Consider the following 22553-nt stretch of genomic DNA (forward strand, 5'->3'; position numbering starts at 1 on the left):
CACGAACGACGCATGTACGACCGGAAATGCGAACAAGGGGTGGGGACCATGAACATGTCCGTATGGAAGCGCGGGGGCGTCTGTCTGGCCGCGATGGCCGTCATGGGCGGGGTCGCGGGGTGCCAGGGGGACGACGGCACGGACAAGAAGGGCGCCCCGGCGGCCGAGCGGACCACGGCGGGCTCCGGCGCCGCCGAGGCGCTCACGGCGGCGTACAAGAAGACCTCGGAGGCGAAGTCCGCCAAGGTGCGGATGACGATGACCGTGCCGGAGGCGGCCGGCCAGGACGCCGGTGACATCGAGATGTCCGGGGTCATGGGGTGGGACCCGACCGTGATGGACATGACGATGAAGGGCTCCGCGCTGAGCGCGGAGACCACCGGCCTCCAGGAGGTCCGGATGCTCTGGATCGACGACGCCATATACATGGACCTGGGCGAGGCCGCGGCCAAGGAGACCGAGGGCAAGCGGTGGATGAAGCTGGACATGGGCGCCATGGCCGAGGCGTCCGGCGACAAGGAGCTCCAGAAGCAGCTCACCGGCGGCCTGGAGGAGATGAACCAGGACCCGGCCCAGCAGCTCGCCCTGCTGCTGGAGTCCCCGCAGCTCAAGCACGTCGGCTCGGAGAAGGTCGACGGGGTGGACGCGGAGCACTACAAGGGCACGCTCACCATCGAGGAGATGGCGAAGTCCAACGGCTCGCTCTCCGTGCTGGAGGAGAAGGACCGCAAGGCCCTGATCGACTCCATGAAGAAGGCGGGCATGGAGGGGTACGACACCGAGGTCTGGGTCAACAAGGACAGCTACCCGGTGCGGATGGACATCGGGATGAAGACCTCGGAGGGTGAGATGAAGATCTCCTCGCACTACTCCGACTACGGGGCGAAGGCCCAGGTCCAGGCCCCGCCGGCGGGCGAGACCTTCGACATGGCCGAGATGCTGGCGGGCCTGGGCGCCGACGACGGCGCGGGCGCGGCGAGCTGAGCCGGCCGGGCGCGGCCCACTGATTTGCCCGGCGTGCCCGTACTCACGTACTCTTCCCCAGAAGCCAAAGACCGCTGGTCGTTGCCGTGTGCTCGTAAGAGGGTGCGGTGGCCGAAGGATCCGCTAGCTGCGGACGACCCGCGCAGGTGACTGTGGACAGCTCCCGGGTTCCATCCGGTCGAGCTACGCCCCGTGCGCCTGCGCCGGGGCGTTTCGTTTTGCCCAGCCCCTTCTGAGCGGTCCTCATCACCCGGAAGGAGGCCGACGCTCATGGCAAGGCCCGACAAGGCTGCCGCGGTAGCCGAGCTGGCGGACCAGTTCCGCAGCTCGAACGCCGCCGTGCTGACCGAGTACCGGGGTCTCACCGTGGCGCAGCTCAAGGAGCTGCGCCGTTCTCTCGGTGAGAACGCCCAGTACGCCGTGGTGAAGAACACGCTGACCAAGATCGCGGCCAACGAGGCCGGGATCAACGCGCTGGACGACCTCTTCGCGGGTCCGACGGCGGTTGCCTTCGTCACCGGTGACCCGGTGGAGTCGGCGAAGGGTCTTCGTGACTTCGCCAAGGAGAACCCGAATCTCGTCATCAAGGGCGGCGTCCTTGACGGCAAGGCGCTCAGCGCCGACGAGATCAAGAAGCTCGCGGACCTTGAGTCCCGTGAGGTCCTGCTCGCCAAGCTGGCGGGTGCCATGAAGGGCAAGCAGTCCCAGGCTGCCGCGCTCTTCCAGGCGCTTCCTTCGAAGTTCGTCCGCACCGCGGAAGCGCTTCGCGCCCAGAAGGAAGAGCAGGGCGGTGCCGGTACGCCGGCCCCCGTCGAGGCCGCTTCCGAGTAATCACGCTCGGTCCCGGGTGAGCCCACCCGGGAGGTCGCAGCGGGCCGGTTATGCCCGCGGAACTGTACATACGGCACCAGCCGATTAGTGGAAGGACCGCCATCATGGCGAAGCTCACCCAGGACGAGCTGCTCGCGCAGTTCGAGGACATGACCCTCATCGAGCTCTCCGGCTTCGTGAAGGCCTTCGAGGAGAAGTTCGACGTCACCGCCGCCGCCCCGGTCGCCGCCGCCGGTGTCGCCGTTCCGGGTGCCCCGGTCGAGGCCGAGGCCGAGCAGGACGAGTTCGACGTCATCCTCACGGGTGCCGGCGAGAAGAAGATCCAGGTCATCAAGGTCGTGCGCGAGCTGACCTCGCTGGGCCTGAAGGAGGCCAAGGACCTCGTGGACGGCGCCCCCAAGCCCGTCCTGGAGAAGGTCGCCAAGGAGGCCGCCGAGAAGGCTGCCGAGTCCCTCAAGGGCGCCGGCGCCTCCGTCGAGGTCAAGTGACCCCCTCCGGGTCCGCCACCGGCCGCTGAGGGGCCCGCGAGGGCTTCCCTGCGACCGGCGGCAGTCCCGGTGCCGTGACTCACCCCATGTGGGGAGTCTCACGGTGCGGCGTTGACACAAAGGGCGATCACCCAGTCGGGTGGTCGCCCTTTCGCGTCCCCGCAGGGGCTGCCTTGCTCTTCAGCCGCCGACGAGTATGGTGATCATCGCCGTGCCGACGCCCGCCCAGTGACCTTCCGCATGGGGTGGGGGGCCTTGACGAACCGCACGGAGCGCGCAATTCTCAGGACGCGTCGTCACAATCGATCCGGGATCCGAGGCATGGATCGGTGACGAAGAGGGCAGTAATGGTGTGCGCCCGCCGCGCGAGGCGTGCAGCGGTCGAAAACAGCAGCGGTTGAGACAGGGTGTTGAGAACAACGAGGGTGTCGGAAAACCCGCTCTGGACATCAGTGTGCCAAGTGGCTACACTGTCCCTTTGCGCTGCCTGTTAGCTGCTCCCTGCCCGTCACCAGGGGCACCCCCTCGCATGAGCATCGGCGACTGAACGGCTCTGAACTGGGCTTTCTCTCTCGATGTCCATCGTGGGACACCGGTACGCGCGTAGTGAGTCCGAGCCCTCGGAAGGACCCCCTCTTGGCCGCCTCGCGCAACGCCTCGACCACGAATACGAACAACGGCGCAAGCACTGCCCCGCTGCGCATCTCCTTTGCAAAGATCAAGGAGCCGCTTGAGGTTCCGAACCTCCTGGCGCTCCAGACCGAGAGCTTTGACTGGCTGCTCGGCAACCCCGCCTGGAAGGCTCGTGTCGAGGCGGCTGTCGAGAGTGGGCAGGACGTCCCCAGGAAGTCCGGTCTGGAGGAGATCTTCGAGGAGATCTCCCCGATCGAGGACTTCTCCGGGTCGATGTCGCTGACCTTCCGCGACCACCGCTTCGAGCCCTCGAAGAATTCGATCGACGAGTGCAAGGACCGTGACTTCACGTACGCGGCCCCGCTCTTCGTGACCGCCGAGTTCACCAACAACGAGACCGGCGAGATCAAGTCCCAGACGGTCTTCATGGGCGACTTCCCGCTCATGACGAACAAGGGCACCTTCGTCATCAACGGCACCGAGCGTGTCGTGGTGTCGCAGCTCGTCCGCTCGCCGGGCGTCTACTTCGACTCCTCCATCGACAAGACGTCCGACAAGGACATCTTCTCCGCCAAGATCATCCCCTCCCGGGGTGCCTGGCTGGAGATGGAGATCGACAAGCGCGACATGGTCGGTGTCCGTATCGACCGCAAGCGCAAGCAGTCCGTCACCGTCCTCCTCAAGGCGCTCGGCTGGACGACCGAGCAGATCCTGGAGGAGTTCGGCGAGTACGAGTCCATGCGCGCCACCCTGGAGAAGGACCACACCCAGGGCCAGGACGACGCGCTGCTCGACATCTACCGCAAGCTCCGTCCGGGCGAGCCGCCGACGCGTGAGGCCGCCCAGACGCTGCTGGAGAACCTCTACTTCAACCCGAAGCGCTACGACCTCGCGAAGGTCGGCCGCTACAAGGTCAACAAGAAGCTCGGCGCCGACGAGCCGCTGGACGCCGGCGTGCTCACCACCGACGACGTCATCGCCACCATCAAGTACCTGGTCAAGCTGCACGCCGGCGAGACCGAGACGGTCGGCGAGAACGGCACGCAGATCGTTGTCGAGACCGACGACATCGACCACTTCGGCAACCGCCGGCTGCGCAACGTCGGCGAGCTCATCCAGAACCAGGTCCGTACGGGTCTGGCGAGGATGGAGCGCGTCGTGCGCGAGCGCATGACCACCCAGGACGTCGAGGCGATCACGCCGCAGACCCTGATCAACATCCGGCCGGTCGTCGCCTCCATCAAGGAGTTCTTCGGCACCAGCCAGCTCTCGCAGTTCATGGACCAGAACAACCCGCTCTCGGGGCTCACCCACAAGCGCCGTCTCTCGGCGCTCGGCCCGGGTGGTCTCTCCCGTGAGCGGGCCGGCTTCGAGGTCCGTGACGTGCACCCCTCGCACTACGGCCGCATGTGCCCGATCGAGACCCCCGAAGGTCCGAACATCGGTCTGATCGGCTCGCTCGCCTCCTACGGCCGGGTCAACGCGTTCGGCTTCGTCGAGACGCCGTACCGCAAGGTCGTCGACGGTGTCGTCACCGACGAGGTCGACTACCTGACCGCCGACGAGGAAGACCGCTTCGTCATCGCGCAGGCCAACGCGACGCTCTCCGAGGAGATGCGCTTCATCGAGCCCCGCGTGCTGGTCCGCCGCCGTGGCGGCGAGGTCGACTACATCCCCGGCGACGACGTCGACTACATGGACGTCTCGCCGCGCCAGATGGTGTCGGTCGCGACCGCGATGATCCCGTTCCTGGAGCACGACGACGCCAACCGTGCCCTCATGGGCGCGAACATGATGCGCCAGGCCGTGCCCCTGATCACCTCCGAGGCGCCGCTCGTCGGCACCGGCATGGAGTACCGCTGCGCGGTCGACGCCGGTGACGTCGTCAAGGCGGAGAAGCCGGGTGTGGTCCAGGAGGTCTCCGCCGACTACATCACGGTGGCCAACGACGACGGTACGTACACCACGTACCGCATCGCCAAGTTCTCCCGCTCCAACCAGGGCACCTCGGTCAACCAGAAGGTCGTCGTCAACGAGGGCGACCGGGTAATCGAGAGCCAGGTCCTCGCCGACGGGCCCGCCACCCAGCAGGGTGAGATGGCGCTCGGCAAGAACCTCCTGGTGGCGTTCATGCCGTGGGAGGGCCACAACTACGAAGACGCGATCATCCTCAGCCAGCGGCTGGTCCAGGACGACGTCCTCTCCTCGATCCACATCGAGGAGCACGAGGTCGACGCCCGGGACACCAAGCTCGGCCCCGAGGAGATCACCCGGGACATCCCCAACGTCTCCGAGGAGGTCCTCGCGGACCTCGACGAGCGCGGCATCATCCGGATCGGTGCCGAGGTCGTCGCCGGGGACATCCTGGTCGGCAAGGTCACGCCCAAGGGCGAGACCGAGCTGACCCCGGAGGAGCGCCTGCTCCGCGCGATCTTCGGCGAGAAGGCCCGTGAGGTCCGCGACACCTCGCTGAAGGTGCCGCACGGCGAGGTCGGCAAGGTCATCGGCGTCCGCGTCTTCGACCGCGAGGAGGGCGACGAGCTGCCGCCCGGCGTCAACCAGCTCGTCCGCGTCTACGTCGCCCAGAAGCGCAAGATCACCGACGGCGACAAGCTCGCCGGACGCCACGGCAACAAGGGCGTCATCTCGAAGATCCTGCCGATCGAGGACATGCCGTTCCTGGAGGACGGCACCCCGGTCGACATCATCCTCAACCCCCTCGGCGTCCCGTCCCGCATGAACCCGGGACAGGTCCTGGAGATCCACCTCGGCTGGCTCGCCAGCCAGGGCTGGAAGGTCGAGGGCAGCGAGGAGTGGATGGAGCGGCTGAAGGGCATCGGCGCCGACGACGTCGCGCCCGGCACCAATGTCGCCACCCCGGTCTTCGACGGCGCCCGCGAGGACGAGATCTCCGGTCTCTTCGAGTCCACGATCCCCAACCGCGACGGCGAGCGGATGGTCAAGGGCTCCGGAAAGGCCCAGCTCTTCGACGGCCGCTCCGGAGAGCCGTTCCCGGACCCGATCTCGGTCGGGTACATGTACATCCTCAAGCTCCACCACCTGGTCGACGACAAGCTGCACGCCCGGTCGACCGGTCCGTACTCGATGATCACCCAGCAGCCGCTGGGTGGTAAGGCCCAGTTCGGTGGCCAGCGCTTCGGTGAGATGGAGGTGTGGGCGCTGGAGGCGTACGGCGCCGCGTACGCCCTCCAGGAGCTGCTGACGATCAAGTCCGACGACGTGACCGGCCGCGTGAAGGTCTACGAGGCCATCGTCAAGGGCGAGAACATCCCCGAGCCCGGCATTCCCGAGTCCTTCAAGGTGCTCATCAAGGAAATGCAGTCGCTCTGCCTCAACGTGGAGGTGCTCTCCTCGGACGGCATGTCCATCGAGATGCGTGACACGGACGAGGACGTCTTCCGCGCGGCGGAGGAGCTCGGTATCGACCTGTCCCGGCGCGAGCCGAGCAGCGTCGAAGAGGTCTGACGGGTTCGCCGGCCGGATCCCGTATCCGGCCGGCTCTCCCCGGACCCGTTCAGACCATTGCTGAAGTGCCCCATCTACTCGCTGACGCGAGGGGCTCGAACCCCCGAAAGAGGGATTGACGACAAGTGCTCGACGTCAACTTCTTCGACGAGCTGCGGATCGGCCTTGCCACCGCGGACGACATCCGGACCTGGTCGCACGGCGAAGTGAAGAAGCCGGAGACCATCAACTACCGCACCCTCAAGCCCGAGAAGGACGGACTCTTCTGCGAGAAGATCTTCGGCCCCACCCGGGACTGGGAGTGCTACTGCGGCAAGTACAAGCGTGTCCGCTTCAAGGGCATCATCTGTGAGCGCTGTGGCGTCGAGGTCACCCGCGCCAAGGTGCGCCGTGAGCGGATGGGCCACATCGAACTGGCCGCGCCCGTCACCCACATCTGGTACTTCAAGGGCGTGCCCTCGCGCCTCGGGTACCTGCTCGACCTTGCGCCGAAGGACCTGGAGAAGGTCATCTACTTCGCCGCGTACATGATCACGTTCGTGGACGAGGAGCGCCGCACCCGCGACCTCCCGTCGCTGGAGGCGCATGTCTCCGTCGAGCGCCAGCAGACCGAGAACCGCCGCGACTCCGACCTCGAAGCCCGCGCCAAGAAGCTGGAGACCGACCTCGCCGAGCTGGAGGCCGAGGGCGCCAAGGCCGACGTGCGCCGCAAGGTGCGCGAAGGCGCCGAGCGCGAGATGAAGCAGCTCCGGGACCGCGCCCAGCGCGAGATCGACCGTCTCGACGAGGTGTGGAACCGCTTCAAGAACCTCAAGGTCCAGGACCTGGAGGGCGACGAGCTGCTCTACCGCGAGCTGCGCGACCGCTTCGGCACCTACTTCGACGGCTCGATGGGCGCCGCCGCGCTCCAGAAGCGCCTGGAGTCCTTCGACCTCGACGAGGAGGCCGAGCGCCTCCGCGAGATCATCCGGACCGGCAAGGGCCAGAAGAAGACCCGTGCGCTCAAGCGCCTCAAGGTCGTCTCCGCCTTCCTCCAGACCAGCAACAGCCCCAAGGGCATGGTGCTGGACTGCGTCCCGGTGATCCCGCCGGACCTGCGCCCCATGGTCCAGCTCGACGGTGGCCGCTTCGCCACCTCCGACCTGAACGACCTGTACCGCCGGGTCATCAACCGGAACAACCGCCTCAAGCGTCTCCTCGACCTCGGTGCCCCCGAGATCATCGTGAACAACGAGAAGCGGATGCTCCAGGAGGCCGTCGACGCGCTCTTCGACAACGGCCGCCGCGGCCGTCCGGTCACCGGTCCCGGCAACCGCCCCCTGAAGTCCCTGAGCGACATGCTCAAGGGGAAGCAGGGCCGGTTCCGCCAGAACCTGCTCGGCAAGCGCGTCGACTACTCGGCCCGTTCCGTGATCGTCGTCGGCCCGCAGCTCAAGCTGCACCAGTGCGGCCTGCCCAAGGCCATGGCGCTGGAGCTCTTCAAGCCGTTCGTGATGAAGCGCCTGGTGGACCTCAACCACGCGCAGAACATCAAGTCGGCCAAGCGCATGGTCGAGCGCGGCCGTACGGTCGTGTACGACGTGCTCGAAGAGGTCATCGCCGAGCACCCGGTGCTGCTCAACCGTGCGCCCACCCTGCACCGTCTGGGCATCCAGGCGTTCGAGCCGCAGCTCGTCGAGGGCAAGGCCATCCAGATCCACCCGCTCGTCTGCACCGCGTTCAACGCGGACTTCGACGGTGACCAGATGGCCGTCCACCTGCCGCTCTCCGCGGAGGCGCAGGCCGAGGCGCGCATCCTGATGCTCTCCTCGAACAACATCCTCAAGCCGGCCGACGGCCGTCCGGTCACCATGCCCACCCAGGACATGGTGCTCGGCCTCTTCTTCCTCACCACGGACGAAGAAGAGCGCGAGGTCAAGGGCGCGGGCCGGTCCTTCGGCTCCACCGCCGAGGCCACCATGGCCTTCGACAACCGCGAGCTGTCGCTCCAGGCCAAGGTCGACATCCGCTTCCCGGTGGGCACCATCCCGCCGCGCGGCTGGACCCCGCCGGTCTCCGAGGAGGCCGACACGGACGGCACCGCCGTGCCGTGGCAGCAGGGCGACCCGTTCCGGCTGCGGACCACCCTGGGCCGTGCGCTCTTCAACGAGCTGCTGCCCGAGGACTACCCGTTCGTCGACTACTCGGTCGGCAAGAAGCAGCTCTCCGAGATCGTCAACGACCTCGCCGAGCGCTACCCCAAGGTCATCGTGGCGGCGACGCTCGACAACCTGAAGGCGGCCGGCTTCTTCTGGGCGACCCGCTCCGGCGTCACCGTCGCCATCTCCGATGTCGTCGTGCCCGAGGCGAAGAAGGCGATCGTCCAGGGGTACGAGGCGCAGGACGAGAAGGTCCAGAAGCAGTACGAGCGCGGTCTGATCACCAAGGACGAGCGCACCCAGGAGCTCATCGCGATCTGGACCAAGGCGACCAACGAGGTCGCCGAGGCGATGAACGCGAACTTCCCGAAGACCAACCCGATCTTCATGATGGTCAACTCGGGCGCGCGCGGAAACATGATGCAGATGCGTCAGATCGCCGGTATGCGTGGTCTGGTGTCGAACGCCAAGAACGAGACGATCCCGCGTCCCATCAAGGCGTCCTTCCGCGAGGGCCTCTCCGTGCTGGAGTACTTCATCTCCACGCACGGTGCCCGTAAGGGTCTCGCCGACACCGCCCTGCGGACCGCCGACTCGGGTTACCTCACCCGTCGTCTGGTGGACGTCTCGCAGGACGTCATCATCCGCGAGGAGGACTGCGGCACCGACCGCGGCCTCAAGCTGCGGATCGCCGAGCGCGGCGCCGACGGCGTCCTGCGCAAGGCGGAGGACGTCGAGACGTCCGTGTACGCGCGGATGCTCGCCGAGGACGTCGTCGTGGACGGCAAGGTCATCGCGCCGGCAAATGTCGACCTGGGCGATGTCCTGATCGACGCGGTCGTCGCCGCCGGGGTCGAGGAGGTCAAGACCCGCTCGGTCCTGACCTGCGAGTCCGCGGTCGGTACCTGTGCCTTCTGCTACGGCCGCTCGCTGGCCACCGGCAAGCTGGTCGACATCGGTGAGGCGGTCGGCATCATCGCCGCCCAGTCCATCGGTGAGCCCGGCACCCAGCTCACGATGCGTACCTTCCACACCGGTGGTGTGGCCGGTGACGACATCACGCAGGGTCTGCCCCGTGTCGTCGAGCTCTTCGAGGCCCGTACGCCCAAGGGTGTCGCCCCGATCTCGGAGGCGGCGGGCCGGGTCCGGATCGAGGAGACCGAGAAGACCAAGAAGCTCATCGTCACCCCGGACGACGGCAGCGACGAGACGGCGTTCCCGATCTCGAAGCGCGCCCGGCTCCTGGTCGGCGAGGGCGACGCGGTCCAGGTCGGCCAGAAGCTCACCGTCGGCGCCACCAACCCGCACGACGTGCTGCGGATCCTCGGTCAGCGCGCGGTCCAGGTCCACCTGGTCGGCGAGGTCCAGAAGGTCTACAACTCGCAGGGTGTGTCGATCCACGACAAGCACATCGAGATCATCATCCGGCAGATGCTCCGCCGGGTGACGATCATCGAGTCGGGCGACGCCGAGCTGCTCCCGGGCGAGCTGGTGGAGCGGTCGAAGTTCGAGACCGAGAACCGGCGTGTGGTGACGGAAGGCGGCCACCCGGCCTCCGGCCGTCCGCAGCTCATGGGTATCACCAAGGCGTCGCTGGCCACCGAGTCGTGGCTGTCGGCGGCGTCCTTCCAGGAGACGACCAGGGTCCTGACCGACGCGGCGATCAACGCCAAGTCGGACTCCCTGATCGGCCTCAAGGAGAACGTCATCATCGGTAAGCTCATCCCGGCCGGTACGGGTCTCTCCCGCTACCGCAACATCCGGGTCGAGCCGACCGAGGAGGCCAAGGCCGCGATGTACTCGGCCGTCGGCTACGACGACATCGACTACTCGCCGTTCGGCACGGGCTCCGGCCAGGCCGTTCCGCTGGAGGACTACGACTACGGTCCGTACAACCAGTGAGCGGTGACCGCCGTGCGCGGTGACCACCGGTAGACGGTGATACGGAGGGCGGCCATCCCCGAGGGGGTGGCCGCCCTCCGGCGTTCCGGTACGGACGGGGGCGCGGCCGTCACCGTACGGCCAGCTCCCAGGTCGCGACGGCGAGGCCGCAGACGGCGGTGAGCGCGGCGATGTTCGCCAGCGGCCAGCGGGCGCGCTCCAGGGAGTCCAGCCGCTCCTCGTGCTCGGCGAGCTGGCGGTCGGTCTGGTCGCTGCGCTGGACGAGCAGGGCGAGCGAGCCGTCGGTACGGGCGAACCCGGCCTCCAGCGTGCCGCGCAGGCGTTCCAGCTCCACGGCGACGGTGACCGGGTTCCGCGGTTCTGTCTCTGTCATGGGCGCCCTCCTTCAGGCGGTGTACGGGACGTTCAGCGCGGCCCACGAGACGGGGCCCGGGATGCCGTCGGCGTCGGCGCCCCGGTAGCCGAGCTTGCGCTGCCAGGCGGCGTACGAGCGCCGGTCGGCCTCGGTCCACCGGGGGCCAGGCCCGACCGCGTACGCCGAGCACCCCTCGGCGACCAGCCGCCGCCCCATCGCGGTGATCACCGGCGAGTTACGGCCGACGGCGAAGAACGCGGCGCCGGGGAAGGGCTGGTGACGCGGGGTGGCGGGCGGGCTGGACGCCGGGGGTACGGGCGCGGCGCCGAGCCGGGCGGCGATCCGGGTGCGCATCGCGGGCATCGTGAAGCCGCGCGGGTCGACCTTCCAGTCGGACCACTCCAGGTGGCCGATGACGGAGCGGGCGGTCCAGCCGTGGGCCCGGCAGACGGCGGCGGAGGCGCGTTCGATCGCGTCGAGCTGGGCGGCGGGCCAGGGGTCCTTGCCGTCGCCGAGGTTGACGCACTCGAAGCCGTAGAAGCGGGCGTTGCCGTCGACGGCGCCGGCCGAGCCCTCGTGGTAGCGGGGCGCGGGCGGGCGCTCGCCGTAGTCCTCCGCGATGACGTGGGCCAGGACGTCCGGGTCGCCGCCGCCGGCGTGGTTGGCGCGGCCGTTTCCGACCAGGTGGACGGTGCCGTCCTTGGCGATGACGCCGTGGCAGAGCGGGCCGGGCAGGGCGGCGTAGCCGTTGTAGCAGAGTTCTACGGAGGCTTCGGTTCCGCTGGACACGGTGTGGTGGACGATCACGCCGTTGACGGGGCCCCAGGGGCCGATGTGATCGCGGTTGTGGGTGCGCCAGCCGGGGTGTTCGACGACGGTGACGCCCTCGGCGCGCAGGGCGGCGACGAGGGCGTCGGCGGTGAGCGGGGTGGCCATGGGGGTCTGCTTTCTGTGCGGGGGTGGGAGGGGGGGTGGGGCGGAGGCTTACGGTCAGAGGGCGTGTGGTCAGGGGCGTGTGGCCGGGGGTGTGTGGTGGTCGGGGCCGTACGGTCCGGGCCTTACGGTCAGGAGAGCGCGGCCCAGACGGCGTTGGAGTCGGCGACCACGGTCGACGGGGTGAAGGAGGCCGGCAGCGAGGTCTGGCCGGTGACGCTCAGCCGGCCGTGGCGGATGAAGGACCCCGGCATCCGGGCGCTCCCACCGGGCGTTTCGCCCATGCTGGAGCCGCGCAGGAAGGCGGGGCCGTTGGTGCTCGGGCTCGGCCCGTTGATCAGCAGGGCCACCCAGTAGTTGCCGGGGGCGGCGCTGTACGCGCTGGTCAGCGGGCAGACCACGGTCTCGCCCGAGGTGCCCTTGATCAGGTTGGGCAGGGCGGCGGTCAGCCCGATGCGGGCCCCGGCGGCGGTGTAGAGGCCGGCGAACGAGGTGGCGCCGAGGCCGGTGCCCGCGTACCCGGGGACGTAGAAGACCACGTTCCGTACGGTGGTGGCCGCGTGCAGCGGTATGCCGATCAGATAGACCCATCCGTTGACGCAGTACTGCACGGTGGAGCCGGAGCCCGCCGCCGGGTCGAACGCCCACCCGGAGAAGCCGACCGAGGCCGGTGACCAGGTGCCCGCCGGGGTGACCGCGTCGACGTATCCGCGCCGCGTGAGCTGGTCGGCGGTGGTGGGGTTGACGGTGGTGGCGGGCGGGGCGGCGAAGCTCTTCGTGCCGCGTACCGTCTGGTCCCCGTCGAGCAGCAGCGCGTCCCCGGCCCGTACGGCGCCCACGTCGGCGGCGGTGAGCGCGACCTCTCCGGTCTGTTCGTTGACGGAGGTGACCGGCGCGCCGCCGAGCCGGAGATACCGCAGGTCGGCGGCGGCGGGGTCCAGGGCGCCGAGATCGGCGGCGGCGAGGACGACCGTACCGGTCCTGCCGTTGACGGAGGCGACCCCGCCGCCGGTGCCGGCCGGCAACTGGCCCGCCGGTACGAGCCCGTCCGCGCCCAGGGTGGCGACCCCGCCCCGGGCGCCGGCCGAGGCGGCGGGGAGCGCGGCCACGTCGGCGGCGGTGAGGGCGATGTCCGCCACGGTATGCCCGTTGACGGAACGTACGGCTCCGGGCTCGCCCGGTGGCCCCTGCTCGCCCGGTTCCCCGGCGGGCCCGGCCGGTCCGCGTACCGCCACGTAGTTCGGGGTGGCCGGGTCGGCGGGCGCCAGGTCGGCGAGGTCGACGCGCTCCTGGCCGGCGGCGAGGACGATCCGGTAGGCGCGCGGCCGGGTGAGGCCGCCCAGCTTCTCGGTGACCGTGTAGGCCCACTCCTCCGGGTTCCAGCCGGGGGCGTCCGTGGCGGGCAGCACCACGGAGATCGCGCCCTCGCTGTCGAGGGGCGCCCGGGTCGGCCCGCCGAGGAAGAGATCGGCCTCGGCGTGGGTGAGCACGGTCGGCGGCCGGAACTCGACCTGGCCGGTCATGGGGGTGCCGTCCGGCGTCAGATAGCGCGCGGTGACGGTCACCGTGGGGATGGATTCGGGCAGCACGGGGTGGCCTCCTGGAGAGGGGTGGTGGAGGTGGGGGTGGAGGTGGGAGACGGGGTGGTGGGGGTGACGGAGGCGGCGGGGCAGAGTGGGTGGAGGGGTGGCGGCGGGGCGGCGGGGTGGCGCGGGTGGTGGAGTGGCGCGGGTGGCGGGGCGGCGCGGGCGGCGGGGTGGCGGCGGTGGGCGCACGTCCGTGCCGTACGCCTGCCGCGTACGCCGCGTACGCCGCGTACGCCTGCCACGCCTGCCACGCCTGCCCCGTACGCCTCGTACGCCTGTCCCGTATGCCCCGTGCCGCCCCGTGCCGCCCCGTCCGTCAGGACTCCACGCCGTACAGGGCGAGGGGGCGGCAGCGTACGGTGGCGCCCGTTGTCAGGACGTGGGCCTGCACCTCGAAGGTGACGGCCGTGTCGTACGCCACGTTCAGGACCTCCGTGAACGCCACGTCCCGCGCGCCGGCCACCAGCCGCACCGGCCCCTCCGAGCCCGCCGGGACCACCGGGACGCCGTTGGCCAGCAGCCGCACCTCGGCCTCGCCCCCCGTCGTCTCGGTGGCGATCCGGCAGTGCACCCGCGCGTGCTGGACGAGGCCCGCGCCCCGGTGGAGCGTGGTCCAGCCGGTCGCGCCGGTGGACTCCCACCGCTCGGCGGCGACCGGCTGGGGCAGCGGATACGGCACGTACGGCCGGGCCAGGCCCTGGCGTACGGCGTCGTCGGCGACGACCACATGGCCCTTGCGGTCGAGGATCTGGACCGCCTGGACCGGCAGCGTGTCGGGGGCGCCGGTCCAGACGGTCAGGGCGAGGGAGCCGTCGTCGCGCCGTACCAGCAGGCCCTGCTGGGGGGTCTCATCGGCGCGGTCGGGCTGGACCCGCCCGAGATAGAGCAGGTCGTCGCCGTCGCCGGTGCGCACCCGCAGCCGGCCGCCGTCGCCGATGACGACATCGCCGCTGGTGATCCGGTTCATCGCCGGGCGGGTGTTGGCGCTGCCCATGAGGTCGCGCACCTGCCGTTCCAGCGTCCGGATCCGGTCGAGCAGGTCGACGGGGATGATCGCCATGGCCTCTCACACCCCTTCCAGATAGAGCGTGGCCGTCTCGGGCCTGGCCCGCTGCGGCGGACTGACGGCGAGCCCGACGACCCGGAACCGGGTGTCGGAGCCGCCGGGGTGCCACAGGTCGTGGACGCGCAGCCGGATCCGGGCGCCCATGAGGGCGGGGGTGATCCGGCCGTCCATCCACACCGTCAGCTCCGGGATGGTCTCCGGGGCGCGGTGGCGGGCCAGCTCGGCGCGGGCGAGGGAGCCGAGGGCGGCCGCGTCGTTCACCGAGGTGTGGTCCGAGGTCTGCTCCAGCCGGGGCCAGCCGCCCGCGAGGTCCTCGTCGCTGATCACGCGGACGGTCAGCGGCTCGGACTCCTGCGACTGGTCGCTGTTGTCCGACTCGCCGCGGGCCACCCACACATTGGCCTGCACGGTGGAGTCGGACGGCAGACTGTAGGTCTGTACGGGACCGGGATGGTCGAGGACGATCTCCGTCCGGCCGGTGGTGATCGCCGGATGGCCGAGCTGGAGCATTTTGACGCGGTTTCCCTCCGCGTCGCGGTAGCAGTGGATCCGCCACTCGAAGCCGTCGTCGAACTGGCCGAGCTTGTCGATCAGTTCCCGTACCCGGGCCAGCGCGGTGTAGCCGTACGCGAAGTCCCTGCGGACCCCGGACGCCTCGGACCCGTACCGCAGCCCGATGTCGCCGCCGGGCTGCTCCTGTACGTGGTCGATGAGGAGCCGGACGATGTCGAGCTGCTCGACGCCCGTCCCGGCCAGGTCGGCGGAGAGGATCCGGTGGTCGAGGTACGAGTCGAAGGTGCCGGCCTGGAACTGGACGGTGAGCCGCCCCTGTTCGTCCATCTGCGGGGTGCGGGTCCAGAGCACCCCGCCCCACCAGATGTCCCCGTTCCGCTCCAGCCAGACCGCCGTACGGCCGGGCACGAGGGCGGCGCGGGCCCGCTCGGCGAGGGCGGCGTCGGGGAGCGGGACGGTCGCGGAGAGCGAGCCCGCCTTCCCGATGAAGTCGTCGAACTTCGCGTCGGTGAGCGGGAGGACGTCGAGCACCCGGTCGGTCCGCAGATCGCAGAAGAGGGCCCGGTAGACGGCGGTGCCGGGGGTCCGCAGCGACTCCTGGAGCACCGGCGTCACAGGGCGGCCTCCGCCGCCTCGTAGGTGAAGGTGCCGGAGATCCGCATACCGGCGACCCAGGTCCAGGGGGTGAGGGCGTCGACGATGCCGCCGTACGGGCCCTCCAGCGGGCCGTTGGAGCCCGAGGCCAGCTCCAGTTCCAGGGTCCTGACGGTGGTGAGCCGGACCCGGGTGGCGTACCGGTCCTTGTTGTTGCTGCTGGTGCCCACGAGCCCGGCGAAGCCCGCGGCCTGGGTGGCCGCCGCGGCCGCCACCGGCAGGCTGAAGCGCCAGTTGGTGCTGGACGTGGCGCCGTTGCCGAAGTTCGTGGTCGAGCCGAAGAGGATGTCGAAGGTCCCGTGCACCACGGTCCCGAGCTGGACGTAGCGGCAGTTCACCGTCGCGTTGCCGTAGGCCGGGGTCGCCTGGCCGTTGGAGGTCGTCCAGGCCGGGGTCCAGTCCCGCCAGCGCGGCACCGGCGGGTACGGCTGCCAGGCGGCGCCGTCCCAGCGCTGGAGGCCGGCCGCGCCGGCGTCCCGGTACTGGCCCGGGTAGGCGCCGGGGGTCGCCCTGGCCCACTCCTCGGGCATGATCCCGCCGACCGCGACGGTGGTACGGCGCAGGTCGGAGACGGCGGAGGCCCAGTTGATCCCGCCGTTGCCGGCCGAGGCGCCGGCCGGGACGAGGACGGAGGCGAGCGGCAGGGCGCCGGCCGGGATCTCCGGGGGCTCGGGGGTGGCCCTCGCCTCGCCGACGAGGACCTCCAGCGCGGCCTCGGTGCGCTCGCCGCCGTCCTGCGTCCCGTCGTACACGCGGAGCACGACGAGGTCGATCCGGGGGTTGGCCGGGTCGCCGTCGTCGAGGAGGAGGGAGGTGTACTCGGTGACGGCGACGGGGTACGCGCCGGCCGCCTCGGCGCCCTGGACGACGGCGCGGCCGGAGGCGACGGTCAGGGTCATGCCGGCGGCCTCGCCGAACACGTAGAGCCCGGAGAGCACGTACTTGCCGTCGGGGGAGCCGGGGACGACGCCGCTCCGGGTGGTGAGGCGGCCGGTGGGGGCCATGGTGCCGAGGGGGGCGAGGCGGGTGTCGGTACGGGACTGGCCGGTGGGGGTGCCGGTGGCGTCGTCGGTGCGGTTGAGGAGCCAGGCGGAACGGATGGGCATGGGATCTCCGTAAGTCGTCCGTCGGAAGGGTGGTTTGGGAGGGGCGGAGGTGACGGGAGGGCGGGACAGGGCGCCCGTGTCACCAGTGCGAGTGGCGCCAGCGCACGGTCGCCCGCGCCGCCGGGTCGGGCGCGGTGTCCTCGGAGCGGAAGGCCAGCGCGGTCTCGCCGGGTTCCAGGAGGAAGAGCTGCTCGGGGGCGGAGGCGGCGGTGGCCGTGTAGAGGCGTGAGGCGGTGTCGTTGAGGACCACCGTCCCGGTCCAGGTGTCCACGGTCAGGACGTCGTCGGCGGCGAGCGTGATGTCGTACTGGAGCCGGCGGCCGTCGGAGAGCCGGGTCAGCGAGGGGCGGCGGACGGGCCCGCGGAACTCGATCAGCGGATGGGCCGCCGTATCACCGGAGTTGACGGCGGTGAGGGAGCCGTTCGTCCCGGCCGTACCCCAGTCGAGCGGCCAGCCGAGACCGCTGCCGGGACCGTCGGGTCCGTCGCCGGGGCCGTCCTCCGAGGCTCCGGGGTGCCAGTCGAGGCCCGGCTCGGGGGCGGGCAGCCCGGTGCGGGCCCGCTGTTCGTCGGCGCCGAAGCGGCGCGGGTCGGTGGCGGTCCACTGGAGGCTGGTCTTCGAGGTGCCGCTCAGGACGAACGAACGGTCCTGCGGTACGACACGGCGGCTGATCCGGGCCCGTACCGCCAGGGTCTCCCCGTGCAGCCGGACCGCGAGCCACCGCTCGGCCCCGTCCAGGCCGGTGCCGGCCCGGAACTCGCGGAGCGTGGCGCGGGCCTCGTCGCGGGACGGGGGCAGCAGCCAGACGGTCGCGTCGATCAGCCGGGGCTGCGCCCAGCGCGAACCGGGCCAGGAGCCGTGCTGGTCGGGGCGGGGGACATCGCCCACATCGATGCCGGGGAGGTCGTCCCAGCCGCTGATCCCCGCGCGGTCGACCGGGAAGGGGGTACCGGGGCCGAGCAGCAGTCCGGCCCACTGGATCTGCCCGTCGCGGGTGATCAGTGAGCCGGGGGAGAGGTCTTCCTGGTATGCGGTGGTCTCGGCCATGGGCCGTCACCTCGTTTTCGTAGCGGAGCTTCGTGGTGGAGCCGTTGTTGTCAGGGCCGTGGTCAGGGCCGTGGTCACGCGGCGGTCCGGTGGAGGAAGAGCAGGTCCTCGGCGATGAAGAGCGCGCTGCGCCCCGCGGGCTCCTCGTAGCAGGGCAGGACGGTGCGGTGCCCGGGGCGTCCCGCCGGGGCCCGGTGGCCCGGTTCGGCGGGCCGGAGCCGGCCGAGCGCGGAGAGCGGGAGTACGGCGGGGTGCGCGGCGCCGGTGGCCGAGGCCGCGGGGAGCACGATGCCGCCCTCGGCCAGCTCGGGGATCTTCGGGAGGTCGATCCCGAACTTCTTTCCGAGGACCGAGAAGCTGAGGCTGTTGAGGCCGTCGATGACCCAGTTGGCGAACGAGATCAGGCCGTTGAGCGGGCCCTTCACGACAGCGAGCAGGTTCTGGAAGGCGGTGGTGAGGAAGCCGCTCAGCCCGTCCAGGGTGCGGGACATGGCGTCCTTCACCCGCTGGAAGCCGCGCGGGATGTCCTCGCGGATCCAGTCGACGGCCGGCCGGACGGCGGCCTTGAGGGCGTTCCACGGCGAGCGGAAGAGCGCGCTGAGGGCGCGGGTCGCGGTGGAGAGCGCGTTACGGGCGCCGTTGAAGCCCTGGGTGAGCGCGGGGCCGAGCACCTTGAGGACGGCGCCGATGACCGTACGGACGGTGGTGAAGGCGGTGGTGACGGTCTTCGCGTACAGCTTCACGACCGGGCTCAGGAAGCTCCAGATCCCCTGGACCACCTTGAGGGCCTGGTCGAAGACCTGCTTCAGGATGCGGCGGCCGGTGTCGGAGTTGACGGCGAGGTCGATCAGATAGGCGGCGAGCGGGGTGACCAGGCCGATCACAAAGCCCAGGGGGTTGGCGCGGAGGGCGACGTTGACGGCGGTCATGGCACCGGTGGCGACGGTGAGCCCGGTCGAGAGCGGTCCCATGATCTTGCCGACGGCCCCCGCGCCCGAGCCGAGCTTCTCCGCCAGGCCGCCGAAGAGCCCGGCGCCGGTGGCCAGCGGGGAGAGCGCGCCGGTGGCGGACCTGGCCTTGTTGCCGCCGGTACGGATCTGGGTGGCCGCGCTCCCGGCGGACCGGCCGGCCTTGGCGACCGCCTGTCCGGCGGCGTCCGCCCCGGTCCTGACCTGGCGGAGGCCGCTCGCCGCCGGGTCGGCGGCGGAGGCGATCCGGCCCGCCGCTGTGGCGGCCCGCTGGGCGCGGTCGCGCAGGGAGCGGAGGGCGGAGCCGCTCTGGCCGGTCCAGGTACGGAAGGAGGCTAGGGCGGTGGCGACCCCGGCGAGGGGATCCCGCAGGGGGCCGGCTCCGGTGGTGGCTCCGGCGGTGGCGGCGCTCATCCGCGGGCCTTGGAGAGGAACATCAGGGCCATCGCGGTCTCGCGGAGGTCACTGCCGGCGGCCTCGTGGTAGTTCTCGATGAGCAGCCCGCCGCCGCCCGCCCCGGCGGCGAGCGCCTGGGCCCGGCCCTGGCGTGCGGTGTGCCGCAGCAGCCGGTCGAGCTTGGAGAGCGGCAGCACCGCCTCCGCCTCCCCTGCCTCCGCTACCAGGGCGGCGACGCCGCCGCGCCGGGGGGTGACGATGCCGCCCTCGGCGAGCCGGGGGATGGTCGGCAGGTTGACCCCGAAGGTCTTCCCGCCGACGCCGGGGACCCAGCCGGGGATCGACACCTTGATGCCGTTGAGCTTCCCGATCGCGGAGTTGATCAGGTCGATGACCCCGTTGAGCGGCGATTTCACCGCGCTCTTCACGGAGTTGAAGGCCCGTGAGGCGATCCCCTTGAGGCCGCCCCAGATGGAGGAGAGCTTGTTCTTGACGGTGCTGAACGCCTGCGGGACGACGTTCCTGATCCAGGAGACGACCGGCGAGATGATCTTCTTGACGCCGTTCCAGACGCTGGAGATCACGCTCTTCACGGCGTTCATCGCCGTGGTGATGACCGTCTTCCAGGCGTTGAAGTATGTCTTGATGACCGTGGCGACCGCCTTGACGACGGCGGTGACGGCCGACTTGATGCCGTTCCAGACGGACTTGATGAGCGAGCCGGCCTTCTTCATGATCGGGCCGATCGCGCTCATGACCGCGCTGATCACCTTCTTGATCGCGTCGAAGGCGGTCTTCATCACCTTCTGCATGGTCTTCGACCGGGTGGCCATCTCGACCACCTTCTCGATCAGCGGCGCGAGCAGGGCGAGCAGGACGCCGACGAGGTTGCCCTTCATCGACTTGTTCAGCCCGTTCATGCCTTTGGACGCCTTGTCGGCCCCGGACTTGAACTTTCCGACCTGCGTCCCGCCCTTCTGACCGGCCTGCCCGGCCTTGGTGAGCGAGGACGCGGCGCTGTCGGCCTTGGACTTGAGGCCGCTCAGCTCGCGTGCGGAGGTCTGGGCGGAACTCTTGATCCTGCCGATCTCCCGGCTGCCGGCCTGGGCCTTGCTCTGAAGGCTCCCGGTCGCCGCGCCGGCCGCGTCGGCCTGGGTCTTGAAGCCTCTCAGCGAGGTGGAAACTCTCCCCAGAGAGCTTGCGAGGGACATGGTTCACTCACCAATCGAAGGGGGGCGGGGCGGTGCGGTGCGGGCGGGCCGGAACGGCCCAGGGCTCGCGGCTCGCGGCTCGCGGCTCACGCCAGCGCTCGCGCGAGTTCGTTGACCCGCGACTCAAGGGCCCGGATCTGTTCGGCGGCGTCCTTCAGCTTCTTCGGGTCCTGCGCGGCCACACTCGGCCGGCCCGCCGCGGCCTCCGCGCGCTGCTGCCGCCCCTGCTGGGCACGGTTGATGCCGTCGATACGGGTGTGGGCGCTCTTCGCGAGGGATTTGGCGGTTTCGGCAACGCCTCTGGTCTGTGAGATCGAGCCGCGGAGGATACCCAATTGCCGTCCCATGGAGGTGGACGTTTGCGTGATTTTTTGCTGCTGTGTTTCCTGCATCTGAAGCATGTTGTCGATGCGTGTATGCGCGCGTTGCGCCAACTGCTCTATTTCGGCTTCGTGGGTCGCCTGGGTGTCGGGGGCATGCAGCCAGCCTGGCAGCTTCTCCTGGATCCAGGAGACGAGTCCGGATTGGCGGAGTCTCTCCACCCAGGGGAACTTGACCACTTCCGCCCCGAAAAGCGTGAGACCGGTGGGAGTGAAAGCGACGGCCTCCAGGTCCCATTTGAATACCTGATTGCTGAAGTACTCGAATTGGTTGGAGGCACTGAAAGGCTTTCCTTCAAGCAGATGGCTGGCCAGCCATTCAGGGTTGGCCGTGAGGTTGGCCACCTCCGTCCTGAGGTTGGCCACCTCTTTTTGCAGCGGCTTGAGTGTATCGATGATGCCGAGCGTGATGGAATTCTGTTCCGCTGCCAGGTGCTGAATCTGGCCGGTGATCAAGGAAAACGATTCCTTGAGCTTCTCTTCGAGCTCCTTCGTGGTGGGGCTGTCCGTCATCCGCTTCCCCTTTCTCTCCATGCTGTCGCGTGGTACTGTCGCGCGCATGCGAGAAGACTTCGGGCTGGTCGAATTCATCTACTGGTTCTTAGGGACGGCTGTCCTCATTTCCGCCGTGGTGTTTTTCGTTGTGCTGGCCAGGAATTTGTTTTCCTTGAGGCGTCGGGGCACGGAAATAACCGGCACCTGTGTGGCGGAGAAGCCCACATCCTCCGTCATCCGCTACAAAGGGCCCGATGGAAAGACCTACGAGCGAACCATCGGCGGTGGAAAATCAGGCCGTATCGCGAGCCTTGGGCAAGAGGTTCGGCTTGTCTGTGACCCGCGACGGCCGGGGAACGTCAGCCGCCCGCCTGTCGCGGCTTCCGAGGGTTATGTCTATGTGGTGATGGCCGTGTTGCTCTCGGCATTGGTGATCCGCCTTCTGTTCATGCCGTTCTGAAGCCGACGGGCCGGCTTTCGGGGCCGCGTTCCCGCCGCCGTCAGGTGAAGAAGCGGACCAGGTCGGCGCGGGACGGGTTGTCCGGGGCGGGGTGGTCCCGTTGCGGGGAGACGGCGGAGGCGGCGGAGGCGGCGGAGGCCGGTGGAGCGGGGGGTTCCGTGAGTTCGGCGGGGTGGCCGGGGAGTGGGTCCGTGGGGCGGGGGACCGGGACGGGCGGGTCCGGGGGGTCGGCGTTCTCGTCGGTGTTGACCGTGGCGAACATCCAGTTCGCGGCCGCCAGATGGTCCACCGCGGCGGCGAGGAGATGGTCGGTGACCGACCAGTCGGCTTCCTCGCCGTGGAGTTCGTGGGTGAGGGCACTGTCCCGTGGCATGTGCTTGACCAGCACCGCGAGCCGGCGGCTGGAGAGCCGGCCGCGGTGCCAGTCGAGCAGGTCCACGCCGTAGTGCCGGAGGAGGTCCGCTTCGAGGGCCTCGGCGTGTTCGTCCACGAACGCGACGAGGCTCAGCCTTCCCCCAGGCCGAGCCCGGTCTCCTTGCCGTACGCCTCCAGGATCGCGGCGATGTCCTGGACGGTGATGTCGTGCTGCGTGAAGCGGGCGAACTGCTGCTCGCCCAGGAGCAGTTCGAGCAGCCCGTCGACGTCGTTGTCGTCCAGGCCGCGCAGCGCCTTGGCGGTGGCGCGGCCCAGCTCGGTCGGGAGCTCGAAGGTCTCGCCGTCCAGCTCGAACGACCAGGTCCGGCCGAGCGTTTCGAGGCGCTGCGCGCGCGCCGCGTTCACATTGAAGGAAGCCATCTGTCTCTCCTCATGAAGTGATGGTGGGGCGGGGGAGCGGGGAGCGGGGGGTGGGGAGCGGGGGGTGGGGAGCGGGGGGGGGGGGGGGGGGGGGGGGGCCCCCCCCCCCCCCCCCGCGGGGGGGC

The 22553-nt window shown here is 70.0% G+C and carries 18 protein-coding genes; 6 read left to right on the forward strand and 12 right to left on the reverse strand.

Features of this window, described 5'->3' with window-relative positions; genetic code table 11:
• The first annotated feature begins 48 nt into the window (after nucleotides 1-48).
• The 5 genes from AB0O07_RS29120 (at nucleotide 49) to AB0O07_RS29140 (ending at nucleotide 10462) form a co-directional block, all read left to right on the forward strand.
• Nucleotides 49-984: a hypothetical protein gene (locus AB0O07_RS29120; protein WP_365638686.1), complete on the forward strand. Its 936-nt coding sequence runs from the start codon at nucleotides 49-51 to the stop codon at nucleotides 982-984.
• Nucleotides 985-1254: 270 nt separating this feature from the next.
• Nucleotides 1255-1815 (forward strand): 50S ribosomal protein L10, encoded by a 561-nt coding sequence (gene rplJ, locus AB0O07_RS29125; RefSeq protein ID WP_365638687.1) that lies wholly within the window; start codon nucleotides 1255-1257, stop codon nucleotides 1813-1815.
• A gap of 104 nt (nucleotides 1816-1919) precedes the next feature.
• Nucleotides 1920-2303, forward strand: coding sequence for a 50S ribosomal protein L7/L12 (gene rplL, locus AB0O07_RS29130; protein WP_365638688.1), 384 nt, complete (start codon nucleotides 1920-1922; stop codon nucleotides 2301-2303).
• 636 nt (nucleotides 2304-2939) lie between these two features.
• Complete coding sequence (rpoB, locus tag AB0O07_RS29135; protein WP_365638689.1) at nucleotides 2940-6422, forward strand: DNA-directed RNA polymerase subunit beta; 3483 nt, start codon at nucleotides 2940-2942, stop codon at nucleotides 6420-6422.
• Nucleotides 6423-6547: 125 nt separating this feature from the next.
• Complete coding sequence (locus AB0O07_RS29140) at nucleotides 6548-10462, forward strand: DNA-directed RNA polymerase subunit beta' (protein ID WP_365638691.1); 3915 nt, start codon at nucleotides 6548-6550, stop codon at nucleotides 10460-10462.
• A 109-nt stretch (nucleotides 10463-10571) separates the two neighbouring features.
• Here AB0O07_RS29140 and AB0O07_RS29145 read toward each other — a convergent pair whose 3' ends face one another.
• The 10 genes from AB0O07_RS29145 to AB0O07_RS29190 all read right to left on the reverse strand — a co-directional run bounded on the left by AB0O07_RS29145 (nucleotide 10572) and on the right by AB0O07_RS29190 (nucleotide 21191).
• Entirely contained in the window at nucleotides 10572-10835 is a 264-nt protein-coding gene (locus tag AB0O07_RS29145) for a hypothetical protein (RefSeq protein WP_365638694.1), read from the reverse strand.
• A 12-nt stretch (nucleotides 10836-10847) separates the two neighbouring features.
• Nucleotides 10848-11753: a peptidoglycan-binding protein gene (locus AB0O07_RS29150; protein ID WP_365638696.1), complete on the reverse strand. Its 906-nt coding sequence runs from the start codon at nucleotides 11751-11753 to the stop codon at nucleotides 10848-10850.
• A 128-nt stretch (nucleotides 11754-11881) separates the two neighbouring features.
• Entirely contained in the window at nucleotides 11882-13339 is a 1458-nt protein-coding gene (locus AB0O07_RS29155) for a phage tail protein (protein WP_365638698.1), read from the reverse strand.
• 313 nt (nucleotides 13340-13652) lie between these two features.
• On the reverse strand, nucleotides 13653-14396 hold the full coding sequence (locus AB0O07_RS29160) for a hypothetical protein (protein WP_365638700.1): 744 nt from the start codon (nucleotides 14394-14396) through the stop codon (nucleotides 13653-13655).
• Nucleotides 14397-14402: 6 nt separating this feature from the next.
• Entirely contained in the window at nucleotides 14403-15521 is a 1119-nt protein-coding gene (locus AB0O07_RS29165) for a hypothetical protein (RefSeq protein WP_365638755.1), read from the reverse strand.
• Between the two features lie 5 nt (nucleotides 15522-15526).
• A complete protein-coding gene (locus AB0O07_RS29170) occupies nucleotides 15527-16675 on the reverse strand; it encodes a hypothetical protein (protein WP_365638703.1) in 1149 nt (382 codons plus the stop codon).
• A gap of 79 nt (nucleotides 16676-16754) precedes the next feature.
• Nucleotides 16755-17723 carry a phage tail protein gene (locus AB0O07_RS29175; RefSeq protein WP_365638705.1) on the reverse strand — a complete coding sequence of 323 codons (969 nt, stop codon included), beginning with the start codon at nucleotides 17721-17723 and terminating at the stop codon, nucleotides 16755-16757.
• Nucleotides 17724-17797: 74 nt separating this feature from the next.
• Entirely contained in the window at nucleotides 17798-19105 is a 1308-nt protein-coding gene (locus AB0O07_RS29180; protein ID WP_365638707.1) for a tape-measure protein, read from the reverse strand.
• Nucleotides 19102-20298: a phage tail protein gene (locus tag AB0O07_RS29185; RefSeq protein WP_365638709.1), complete on the reverse strand. Its 1197-nt coding sequence runs from the start codon at nucleotides 20296-20298 to the stop codon at nucleotides 19102-19104. Before AB0O07_RS29185 ends, AB0O07_RS29180 begins: the two co-directional genes overlap by 4 nt.
• An 86-nt stretch (nucleotides 20299-20384) precedes the next feature.
• A complete protein-coding gene (locus tag AB0O07_RS29190; protein WP_365638711.1) occupies nucleotides 20385-21191 on the reverse strand; it encodes a hypothetical protein in 807 nt (268 codons plus the stop codon).
• A gap of 46 nt (nucleotides 21192-21237) precedes the next feature.
• Between AB0O07_RS29190 and AB0O07_RS29195 the strand changes: the two genes are divergently transcribed.
• A complete protein-coding gene (locus tag AB0O07_RS29195) occupies nucleotides 21238-21633 on the forward strand; it encodes a hypothetical protein (protein WP_365638713.1) in 396 nt (131 codons plus the stop codon).
• A 40-nt stretch (nucleotides 21634-21673) separates the two neighbouring features.
• On the opposite strand, the gene AB0O07_RS29200 is transcribed toward AB0O07_RS29195, so the two are convergent.
• Nucleotides 21674-22072: a hypothetical protein gene (locus AB0O07_RS29200; RefSeq protein ID WP_365638757.1), complete on the reverse strand. Its 399-nt coding sequence runs from the start codon at nucleotides 22070-22072 to the stop codon at nucleotides 21674-21676.
• Between the two features lie 65 nt (nucleotides 22073-22137).
• Complete coding sequence (locus tag AB0O07_RS29205; protein ID WP_365638715.1) at nucleotides 22138-22428, reverse strand: hypothetical protein; 291 nt, start codon at nucleotides 22426-22428, stop codon at nucleotides 22138-22140.
• Nucleotides 22429-22553 lie beyond the last annotated feature (125 nt).

This window comes from Streptomyces sp. NPDC093085, assembly GCF_040683935.1.
GTDB lineage: Bacteria > Actinomycetota > Actinomycetes > Streptomycetales > Streptomycetaceae > Streptomyces.

Excerpts from the sequence above, each read along its gene's own strand:
- AB0O07_RS29120 (WP_365638686.1), top strand. The coding sequence starts at position 49 with ATGAACATGTCCGTATGGAAGCGCGGGGGCGTCTGTCTGGCCGCGATG.
- AB0O07_RS29205 (WP_365638715.1), bottom strand. The coding sequence starts at position 22,428 with ATGGCTTCCTTCAATGTGAACGCGGCGCGCGCGCAGCGCCTCGAAACG.
- AB0O07_RS29180 (WP_365638707.1), bottom strand. The coding sequence starts at position 19,105 with ATGAGCGCCGCCACCGCCGGAGCCACCACCGGAGCCGGCCCCCTGCGG.
- AB0O07_RS29170 (WP_365638703.1), bottom strand. The coding sequence starts at position 16,675 with ATGCCCATCCGTTCCGCCTGGCTCCTCAACCGCACCGACGACGCCACC.
- AB0O07_RS29160 (WP_365638700.1), bottom strand. The coding sequence starts at position 14,396 with ATGGCGATCATCCCCGTCGACCTGCTCGACCGGATCCGGACGCTGGAA.
- AB0O07_RS29195 (WP_365638713.1), top strand. The coding sequence starts at position 21,238 with ATGCGAGAAGACTTCGGGCTGGTCGAATTCATCTACTGGTTCTTAGGG.
- rplL (WP_365638688.1), top strand. The coding sequence starts at position 1,920 with ATGGCGAAGCTCACCCAGGACGAGCTGCTCGCGCAGTTCGAGGACATG.
- rplJ (WP_365638687.1), top strand. The coding sequence starts at position 1,255 with ATGGCAAGGCCCGACAAGGCTGCCGCGGTAGCCGAGCTGGCGGACCAG.
- AB0O07_RS29175 (WP_365638705.1), bottom strand. The coding sequence starts at position 17,723 with ATGGCCGAGACCACCGCATACCAGGAAGACCTCTCCCCCGGCTCACTG.
- AB0O07_RS29190 (WP_365638711.1), bottom strand. The coding sequence starts at position 21,191 with ATGACGGACAGCCCCACCACGAAGGAGCTCGAAGAGAAGCTCAAGGAA.
- AB0O07_RS29150 (WP_365638696.1), bottom strand. The coding sequence starts at position 11,753 with ATGGCCACCCCGCTCACCGCCGACGCCCTCGTCGCCGCCCTGCGCGCC.
- AB0O07_RS29185 (WP_365638709.1), bottom strand. The coding sequence starts at position 20,298 with ATGTCCCTCGCAAGCTCTCTGGGGAGAGTTTCCACCTCGCTGAGAGGC.
- AB0O07_RS29145 (WP_365638694.1), bottom strand. The coding sequence starts at position 10,835 with ATGACAGAGACAGAACCGCGGAACCCGGTCACCGTCGCCGTGGAGCTG.